We start from the raw sequence: 3,770 nt of genomic DNA on the forward strand, positions 1-3,770 counted from the left end.
ACAGGTTCGGTCGACACCTACGCAGACCTTCCCGGCACAGCATCCAATGGCGACGCCTACGTGGTCAACGCCGACGGGTTGCTGTACGTCCGCACGGCCGGTGCCTGGCCTAGTCAGGGCACCGGATATCAATTCCGCGGACCGCAAGGCGTGCAAGGCATTCAGGGCATCCAAGGCCCTTCGGGCGCCTCGAACTGGAGCCAGATCACCGGAAAGCCCACCACGTTCACGCCGTCGGCGCACACGCACACGATAGATGACGTTACCGACCTGGAGGGCGTGTTGACGGGCCTGGTTACCGCGATCGGCGCCGCCAAGGGCTTGTGGATGGGGTCGACGCTTCCCGCCACGGGCGATGACGGCGTGCTGTATGTGGTTGTCCCGGAGTCCGGCTCGTGACCCTGTACGCCGGGTCATCGGAGTCCGGGTACGCCGACGCCCACCCACAGGTATGGGACGGCTCGGAATTCGTTGACCCGCAGGGCATGTACATCTGGAACGGCGACACCTACCAGCAGGTGTGGTCACCCGATGGGCAGGCCCCAATCCCCACTGCGCCAACATCGCTGACGTTCGTCTCGGTGACCCAAACCACGGCAACGGTCACCGCAGTGGGGGCGGGCGCCGGCCCGCGATACAACTTCTACGCCAACGGCGTGAAGTACAACACCACCCCGCAGGCGTCGCGCACGTTCGTCTTCACGGGGCTCTGGCCGGGAACCGAATACTCGTTTACCGCCAAGTCTGTCAATGCCGATGGGTTTGAATCCGCTGCGTCTGCGCCGCTTTCGGTGACCACGCTAAGTGATGACACGGCCGGCGATCCGCTGCCCGATGAGGACATCGCCGCGATCGACACCATCGTGACCCGCGCATTGAACCAGGGGCAGACCGGCGCCGCGGTGTCCATCATCAGTCCGAAAGGGTCGATGGCCAAGGCGTACGGCACAGCATCCATCGGCGGGCGAGCCCTCTCGCTTGATGACCACTTCCGCATGGGCAGTGTGATGAAAAGTTTTATCGGGACGGCGATCCTGATGCAGGTTGACCAGGGCAAGCTAAAACTGTCAGACACCCTGGACAAGTACGTCAGCGGCGTGGCCAACGGAAACATCATCACCATTCAAAACCTCTTGATGATGCGCTCTGGTGTCGTGAATGAGCAGGGCTACACCAACATCGACGGCATGGTGTGGCAAATGCTTTGGTGGCCAACGCTTCCCTGGCCACGGGAGAAGTGGTTGGCGTTCGTCAGAAGCCAACCGTCGGGGTTCACCCCGGGAACGGCCTACCAGTACACCAACAGCAATTTCATGCTGCTCGGATATGTCCTTGAGGCGGTCACCGGAAGGTCACGCATTGATGTCATCACGCAGGACATCCTTGTGCCGCTGGGACTTACGGAAACGTCCTGGCCGACCAACGCTGTAGCCCCCAACCCGCATGCTAACGGGTACTGGGCTAATCCGCTGGTTAGCCTTCCTATTATCGGGCCGCTGTTCAACAACGACATCACCGCGCTGGACCCGAGTTATGTCGACGCCGCGGGTTGCATGTGGACCAACCTTGCCGATCTGCAGAAGTGGTGCCAAGAGTTAAGGGACGGAACACTCCTCACTCCCGAGTCACACGCCTTGCGTATGGCGACCTTCGCGGATGCAGGAGCGGCGGACTGGTACGGAACCGACCACTCCGGTCCAGCCCAATTTGGCTACGGCCTCGGCGGCTTCATCAACGTCGGTTCCTGGTACGGCAGCGATGGATCCTGGCCTGGATATGACTGCTGCGTGATGTTCGAGCCGCGGACCGGAACGACCATCGCGGTGTGGGAGAACATGCAAACCAGCTCCCCATACATTTTGGCGGCGCTGTCCCGGATTTGGTATGACATCGCGCAGCATCTATACCCGGGGTCGCAGAACCGCCCGAATTACCGGGCAGCGCAAACCATTCGCGTTGACAGCATCCCGCCGCAGGTGACGGTGAGCCCTGTGGATGTGGAGTATTCGTTCCCTGGCATCCCGCCGCAGATCGCCTTCGGTGAGTTGACCGCCGAAGGTGGTTACAGGCCGTTCACGGTGGAGAACACCAACAAAACAGCTCAGCCGGTCCCGATTGGCGCGAAAGGCTGCTGGGTCACCCTCATCGGTGCTGGCGCCGCAGGTTCGAACACCACGGACGGCGGCGGCTGGGCTGGCGTCACACGGGGCGGCGGCAGCGGTTCCCGCGTCGACCGCATCTGGGTGCCAAGGGAAGTACTCGGCGACACCTACACGGTGACACGTGGCATCGGCGCAGCCCGGGGAAGCAACGGCAACGGCACCGCATCCATGTTCACATCTGGTGCTGTCAACTTGACTGCCGGCGGTGGCACGGCTGGCATCGGCGGTATCGCAACCGCCGCAGGCATAGACGCCACCGGCAAGCTCCACAACGGCAAGAACTCGGGCGAGAGCGACACCACCGACGACGTCGGCGCGGGCGGCGGCGTGGGCGGCCCCTCGCTGGGCGGCGCGCAGGCCGGCGGCAACGGCGGCAACTCCAAGACCGTAACCGGTGGGCTGCACGGCAACCCGGGCGCCAAACCGGCCGACGCGGCCGCAGGGCATGGCGGCGCCGGCGGTGGCGGCGGTAACTCGTACAGCGGCCCCGGCGGCGACGGCGGCCTGTACGGCGGCGGCGGCGGCGGCGCCGGCCAAGCCTACTTCAGCAACGGCGTCCAAGGTGGCAAGGGCGGCGACGGATACACCCTCATCGAATGGGCCTGACACGAAAGGGATTAACCCATGAGTTTTCTCTACGATAAGTATCGCGACAAAGCGAACAACGGTGACATCAGTTGGCGCGACGACGACATCTGCTTCGTACTTCTCGACATCACCAAGTACACAGCGGATTCGGCTGGTGATGAGTTCCTGTCGGACATCCCCGAAGACGCCCGCGTCGCGGTTTCCGCTGCGGTGGGCGGCAAGTCGTCGACGGCTGGCGCGGTGGATTGCGACGACCCGGTGTTCGAGAATGTGCCGGCAACTGATCCGCCCACCGAATGCGCTGCCGCCGCGGTGTTCCGCAACACCGGCGACCCCGCCACGTCGGACCTGATCAGCTACCACGACGAAGGCGCCGACCTGCCGCTTACCCCCAATGACGGTGACCTGACGTTGCGGATCAGCAACGGCGTCAACAAACTGTTCCGGCGGTAACGGCCAATGATCAACACCGAACTCCTCGAGGAATTCCGGAAGTACGGCATCGTGCAGAGCATGTGGCGGATGCTGCTCGGGTTCGCCGTAGCGGAAGGCGATAACCCCTCAGGTAACCCCACTTTGGGGTTCGTGGACTACCAACTCCCTGGCATCGGCACCGACCTCGACAGTCACGTGAAGGCGCTGGCCGACCAGCTTCAGTATCGGCTTCCTGTCGCCGGTCCGTTCCCCGAGGGTGGCTCCGACTACGACCAGGCCAAGTGGATGGCCGTGGTGGTGGGGCAGGTCGGCTCCCCCAGCGACTGGCAGGGCAACGCCCAGCCTTCGCAGGAGCACTACATCGAATCCATCACGTCCAACATGCCGTCCGAAGCAGAGATTTCCGCGTACCTAGACGACGACCAGGAGCAGCCAACAGTGTCCGAACTTGTTCTCGACTACGACCATTCGATCACCCCGCAGGAACAGTATTGGGATTGCGGTCCCGCGTCCACGCAAGTTGTGCTGAGCGGTCGTCAGCAGGCTGCCAGCGAAAGCGACCTGATCGCGCAGATCGGCACCAAC

Annotated in this window: 4 protein-coding genes; all 4 read left to right on the forward strand. The window is 63.3% G+C overall.

Annotated elements, in window-relative coordinates:
- The coding region (locus tag A5622_RS29810; protein WP_197508060.1) for a hypothetical protein at positions 1-399 on the forward strand (399 nt) is incomplete at its 5' end.
- Positions 396-2,768, forward strand: coding sequence for a serine hydrolase (locus A5622_RS30530; protein ID WP_066880954.1), 2,373 nt, complete (start codon positions 396-398; stop codon positions 2,766-2,768). The genes A5622_RS29810 and A5622_RS30530, both read left to right, overlap by 4 nt.
- Before the next feature lie 18 nt (positions 2,769-2,786).
- Positions 2,787-3,203: a hypothetical protein gene (locus A5622_RS20805; protein ID WP_066880956.1), complete on the forward strand. Its 417-nt coding sequence runs from the start codon at positions 2,787-2,789 to the stop codon at positions 3,201-3,203.
- Positions 3,204-3,209: 6 nt separating this feature from the next.
- Positions 3,210-3,770 (forward strand): hypothetical protein (locus tag A5622_RS20810; protein WP_197507930.1); only part of this gene is annotated, 561 nt, incomplete at its 3' end.

It is taken from the genome of Mycobacterium sp. 1245801.1, from assembly GCF_001673055.1.
Taxonomy (GTDB): Bacteria; Actinomycetota; Actinomycetes; order Mycobacteriales; family Mycobacteriaceae; genus Mycobacterium; species Mycobacterium europaeum_A.

Coding starts and splice junctions, on each gene's coding strand:
- A5622_RS20805 (WP_066880956.1), top strand. CDS start 2,787: ATGAGTTTTCTCTACGATAAGTATCGCGACAAAGCGAACAACGGTGAC.